Origin of the sequence: Streptomyces sp. NPDC005648, from assembly GCF_040605395.1 — a bacterium.
In the GTDB taxonomy this organism is placed as follows: domain Bacteria; phylum Actinomycetota; class Actinomycetes; order Streptomycetales; family Streptomycetaceae; genus Streptomyces.
In genome coordinates, this window is the sequence record NZ_JBEXCS010000188.1 from 1 (window position 1) to 5,001 (window position 5,001).

Genomic DNA, 5,001 nt, shown 5'->3' on the forward strand with positions numbered 1-5,001 from the left:
TGGCGGCGAACCGGCTCTTCCTGCCCTGCTCCGCAGGAACTTCGCTTCCTCCCCCGGCTGAAGCCGGGGGTATCCACGAAGGAGAGACCCGATGAGTGCGTGACGTGATCACGATTCGGCCTTCTTGAGTAGTCGTCGCCGGCAGATGAGGCTGCAGCCCCGCAGACGAGGGCGTCGTGAAGTTCGAGGCGGCGTTCCCGGTGCACGGCGAGGTGTTTGAACTGACGGAGCAGAGCGAGGGTGTCCCGAAATCGTCACTTCGTGCCAGCTGGACCAGACTCACAGGAGCTTTCCGAGGTGGAGTGATCAGCTGCCCCCTGGACGGCGGGGATCAGGTCTGCGATCCGTTCGAGCTGGTCGCGCTGGGAGTGCAGGTCCAGGGCACCGAGGCGGGCGACGATGTGCCGAGCACCGGCGGCGACGTACCGTCCCAGGTGCTCAACCACCTGATCCGCGGAGCCGGTGACAACTGCCTGGATCTTTTCCAGCTCCTCCAGCGGCATTCCGTATGCGGCCCGCGCGTAGTCGCCCAGTGCCCGACGGCCACTCTCGATGTCGTTGTCGATCCGTACCGAGACGAATAGCGCTGGGGTGATGTCCTCGGTCGTACGTCCGGTGTCGGCCGCCGCTTTGCGGACGTTGCGGAGGCCGGATGCGTAGTCGGCGGGGTCAGGCGGGTAGGGCAGCCATCCGTCGTACAGTCGGCCAGTACGGGCCAGCGCTGCGGGTGTCGCGCCGCCGAGCCAGACAGGCGGGCCGCCGGCTCGGAACGGCCTGGTCGTGGGCGGGATGCCATCGAACCGGAAGATCTCGCCGTGGAAGGCGTCGGCGCCGTCCCACAGGGCCCGCCACAACGCGACAGTCTCGTCCAAGCGGGCGAAGCGCCCTTCCCACGGTAGCTCGGACAGCGTGTACAGGGGCCGCCCGAATCGGCCGGGGAAGCCGGCGCCGACGGTCACGGTGAGCCGGCCACCGGACAGCAGGTCGATCGACGCAAGTGACTGTGCTGCCTGGATCGGCCGACGCAGGAACGGCATGAGCGCAGCTGTGCCCAGCGTCACGGCCTCGGTCACCGGGGCGAGCGCGGCCAGCATCGTGAGCGCCTCGATGCGTGGGCTGATCAGGGAGTCGTTGACGAAGAGCGAGGAGAAGCCCGAGCGTTCGGCGTCCCGTCCGAAGGCAATCAGCTCGCGAGGGTCGTCGGCATCGCCCCACTGGGCGGTTCCGGTCGGAAGGAGTACACCGATGTCCATGTCGGCAATGTTCACGACCGGTACGAGTGGCGACAATTCCCTGTGAGGAATGGCCTGGGACCCTCCGGCGCCGCTACAACAGGCCCGTGGACTTCCCCAGTACGCTTCGTGAACGTCGTACCCGCGGTCATCTCAGCCAGCTCGACCTGGCGCTGCGAGCGGGCACCACCCAGCGTTACCTCAGCTTCATTGAATCCGGTAGGTCTGTCCCCGGCCGGAACATGGTCGTGCGCCTGGCCGAGGCACTGGAGCTGCCGCTGCGGGAGCGCAACGAGCTGCTGCTGGCCGCCGGTTACGCGCCTGCCTACCCCGAGAGCTCGCTGGACGATCCGGTGCTGGCTCCGGTGCGCACGGCAATCGACCACATCCTCCGCGGGCACCTGCCATATCCGGCGCTGGTCGTGGACCGGGGCGGTGACCTGATCGCCGCGAACACCGCATTCGACCTGATCACTGAGGGTGCAGCCCCCGAGCTGGTGGGCCCGGGCACGAACATTTACCGCCTGGCGCTGCATCCCGACGGCCTGGCCCCTCGTATCCGCAACCTCGCCGAATGGGCGCGCCACATCTTGGTGCGCCTTGACCACCTGGAGGAGTTGCGCGCCGAACTCACCGGGTACGTTCCCGAGCTGGAGCCGTCCGCCGGACTACTGGGGTTCGCCGTTCCGCTCCGTCTGCAGTCCTCGTACGGTGAGCTGCGCCTGATGACGACGGTGACGACCTTCGCCACCGCCGTCGATGTGACGCTTGCCGAGCTGAAGCTGGAGGCGTTCCTGCCGGCCGATCCGGCGACGGCCGAGGCTCTCTCGGCAGCCGCCGGGACAACGGCTTGCGCCGGCGCCGGTCAGGAGCCCGGATGTAGTCGGCCTTGATACGGCCGTTGCCGTCAACTACGAGCACGTCCGAACCACCACCCACGACGTCGCCGGTTGCGGTGGACGGGCGGTGACGTCCTTCCACGGCAGTGATCGCAGCGTGCGGTGCGGTTCGGGCTGGCTGGCCTTGACCACCAAGAGGTGGTGCGCCTTCTTCTCGTCCACCAGGAAGGGCGCATGCGCGCGCTGGGTGTGCAGGGCGCCGGCCGTGACGGTGACCCCGGTCAGGGCGAGGGGCGCCAGTAGTACGGTGAAGCAGGTGATTTCGTTGGTCTTGTCGGGGATCTGTAACTGGGGTGACGGTTCGGCCGTCGCCGGTCATCGCGGCCAGCAGGTGGGCTGCGGGCGTCTGGCCGTGGCGGGAGCCGCGGGCAGCCTTGTCGCCGAGCGCCACCGAGTCCGAGCCGGCAGGATCAGCGCCGGTCAGATCGGCCAGTCCGCCGGGGCGGACCAGGCCGACAATCCGCCGAACCGTAGCGGCACTCGGCGCTACGTGAACGCTCAACGACCCTACGGCCTGGGCAGCATGCGGCCCAGGACGTGCTGCGGCGCGGTGGCGGACCACCGGCCGACAGCCGTGTGCGAGCGTGCGCCGACGACGAGCCCGGAGGCGGCAACCAGCAGCACCGCGACGAACGGGTGACGCACCCCCGGCGTCGACGCGGATCAGGCAACTGCCGCGACCGCTCCACCAGCGACAACCCCGCGGTATCCGCCAGAGCGGGCGACTTGATCAGGCAGACGTCGGCAGACTGACGACGCATCGAAGCTCCGGTGGTGCGAGGCGACTTGGGAAGGTCATCCCGTTCAACCGGAGCTTCGCTGCGTGGGTGACGGCCCAGCCCGCCCTGCTGGGACCGCCGCGGCCCGCGGACCCTCAGGGCTGGTCGTACCAGGAGAACGCCGCGATCCGCCAGCCCTCCGGGGTGCGGACGAACTGGATGGCCTTGGTCCCGCCGCCCTCGAACGGCTCGCCGTCCAGGATGCCGGCTTTCCGGTACTCGCCGAAGCGCGACGCGATGTCGCCCGCGATCTCGGTTCGCTCGGAGGTCTCCCACTCCGAGAACTCGACCAACCGGCCATCGGTGAGCAGGCGTTCGCGCGGCTCGATGAACTCGTCCACGGTGTAGACCGTGTACTTCGGCCCGGTCAGCACGATCACACCCCCCGGAATGACCAGCCGCCGGATCCGGGCCACGTCCGCGGTCTTGCCGCTGCGGTTGTCGAAGGCTCCGAAGAACTCAGCGGCTATCGCGTCAATCTCGATCTTGGACATGGCGCGACGGTAACACCGCGAGGGGGCAACGGACATGGCGTCGAGGCAACTTCGACCCAGGGCACCCACGAGATCATGCGACAAGCGACGGCCGTCGCCCTGTCGGGAGACGCCCGGCAGGCGGCACGCGCGGCAGCGCGTATCTGAGGCGTATGCGGCTGTCAGCTCCGGGCGTCGTTATCCGACAGGGTGCCTTCGAGTACGTCGCGGAGTTGCGAGCGGGCGGTGATGCCCAGCTTGGGGAAGACTCGGTAGAGGTGGGAGCCGACCGTGCGCGGTGAGAGGAACAGTTTGAGCACACGGTCGACGACCTGGGCCCCGCCGACCTCTGGACGCTGGCCCGCGACACCGCCATGACCCGCGACGACCTCGCATGGGGCGCCGGCGCGGCCCTGGCGCGGGAACGCCCCGCACAGCCCGACCCTCTCGACGAACTCGCCGAACGGACCTCCTGTCGGTGGGGCCGTCATCACACCGACGCCGTTCGTGCCGCGCTGTACCGGACTCTGGCCGACCTCGCCGACGTCCTCCTCGAAGTGTCGGAGTCCACCCCGACGCCCCTGGACTGGACCGCCGACGACGACGGATGGCGGGCCTCGGCCGGGAACGGCGGAGTGGTCCACGACGCGGTGGTCCAGAAGGCGGAGCACGCACCCTCCGGCGCACAGCCCGTCTGGCACCACCCGTCACCCCCAGCCGCAGGTACGGCTTGGTAGTGGCGGATCACGACTCGATGGGGCGGCCCCCGGTGTCGCGTAGCACCACATACGCGGTCTGGAACATCGCCTGCACGTCGGCGGGTTGATGAGAACCCTTGAAGCCGCTTTCCAGGAGCGCCATCACCTACGAAGGACCGGCTTCGACCCGCTAACAAGGTAAGGGGCGCTTCGGGTGGTGGGTTTCGCCAGCTGAAGCGCTCAGCGTGCCGTGCCTCCTCGGCGGGGCGTAGACGGGCAAACCATGCCGCGACGGCGGCGTTCCAAGCCCCTGGCAGTGAGCCGCGCGCCGTGAGATCGTCCGCAGGTGACCGATGCTGCTGGTGAGGCAATGACCTTGAGACGACCGGACGACCGCGCTGCGTCCGCCCTGTGCTTCGCGACGGAACTCGTTGCGTGGGTGGCCACCCCCTGGGCCCTGGCCAACCACTCATGGCTGCTTGCCGCCCTGTCTGTGATGGCTCTGATCGGCCTTCCGACGTTGTTCTCCACCCCGGGGGACAAGGCTAGCGTGATCATCGCGGTGCCGGGCTGGGTCACGATCCTGCTGGTGGTGCTGCAACTTGCTGCGGCCGTGGTCTCCTCCTGGCTGGCCTGGCCCACCTGGGCGGCGGCTCCCGTGACCCTCCTGGCCGCTGCCACCCTCGTCACGGAGCGGCGACGCTGGCGGTGGCTGGTCTCCGCGAACAGACTCGCCAGCTGAAGCGCTCACCGGATTCTTCCGAGGATGCCCCGGCCTTCCGGCCGGGGGAGGAATCGGACCCCTGCGGGGCAGGGCAAGGAAAGAGTAATCGCCGTCAGGGCGATTGGTCGCCTCCGTCCACGGCGGTGCGGGCGACCTCAAGCATGTAGACGATCTCGGAGTTGAGGGACCGGCGCTC

The 5,001-nt window shown here is 68.9% G+C and carries 6 protein-coding genes; 3 read left to right on the forward strand and 3 right to left on the reverse strand.

The window, feature by feature from the left end:
• Positions 1-254: 254 nt before the first annotated feature.
• Complete coding sequence (locus ABZT17_RS44885) at positions 255-1,262, reverse strand: LLM class flavin-dependent oxidoreductase (RefSeq protein WP_356357963.1); 1,008 nt, start codon at positions 1,260-1,262, stop codon at positions 255-257.
• 77 nt (positions 1,263-1,339) lie between these two features.
• Between ABZT17_RS44885 and ABZT17_RS44890 the strand changes: the two genes are divergently transcribed.
• On the forward strand, positions 1,340-2,125 hold the full coding sequence (locus tag ABZT17_RS44890) for a helix-turn-helix transcriptional regulator (protein ID WP_356357958.1): 786 nt from the start codon (positions 1,340-1,342) through the stop codon (positions 2,123-2,125).
• An 880-nt stretch (positions 2,126-3,005) separates the two neighbouring features.
• Here ABZT17_RS44890 and ABZT17_RS44895 read toward each other — a convergent pair.
• Both ABZT17_RS44895 and ABZT17_RS44900 read right to left on the reverse strand, forming a co-directional pair.
• Complete coding sequence (locus tag ABZT17_RS44895; protein WP_356357959.1) at positions 3,006-3,404, reverse strand: DUF4440 domain-containing protein; 399 nt, start codon at positions 3,402-3,404, stop codon at positions 3,006-3,008.
• A 161-nt stretch (positions 3,405-3,565) separates the two neighbouring features.
• Positions 3,566-3,703: a LuxR C-terminal-related transcriptional regulator gene (locus ABZT17_RS44900; protein ID WP_356357960.1), complete on the reverse strand. Its 138-nt coding sequence runs from the start codon at positions 3,701-3,703 to the stop codon at positions 3,566-3,568.
• A 54-nt stretch (positions 3,704-3,757) separates the two neighbouring features.
• Here ABZT17_RS44900 and ABZT17_RS44905 point away from each other — a divergent pair, with 54 nt between their 5' ends.
• The gene (locus ABZT17_RS44905) at positions 3,758-4,120 is read left to right on the forward strand and encodes a hypothetical protein (protein ID WP_356357961.1); all 363 of its coding nucleotides are present in this window, start codon (positions 3,758-3,760) and stop codon (positions 4,118-4,120) included.
• A 331-nt stretch (positions 4,121-4,451) separates the two neighbouring features.
• The gene (locus tag ABZT17_RS44910) at positions 4,452-4,823 is read left to right on the forward strand and encodes a hypothetical protein (protein ID WP_356357962.1); all 372 of its coding nucleotides are present in this window, start codon (positions 4,452-4,454) and stop codon (positions 4,821-4,823) included.
• Positions 4,824-5,001 lie beyond the last annotated feature (178 nt).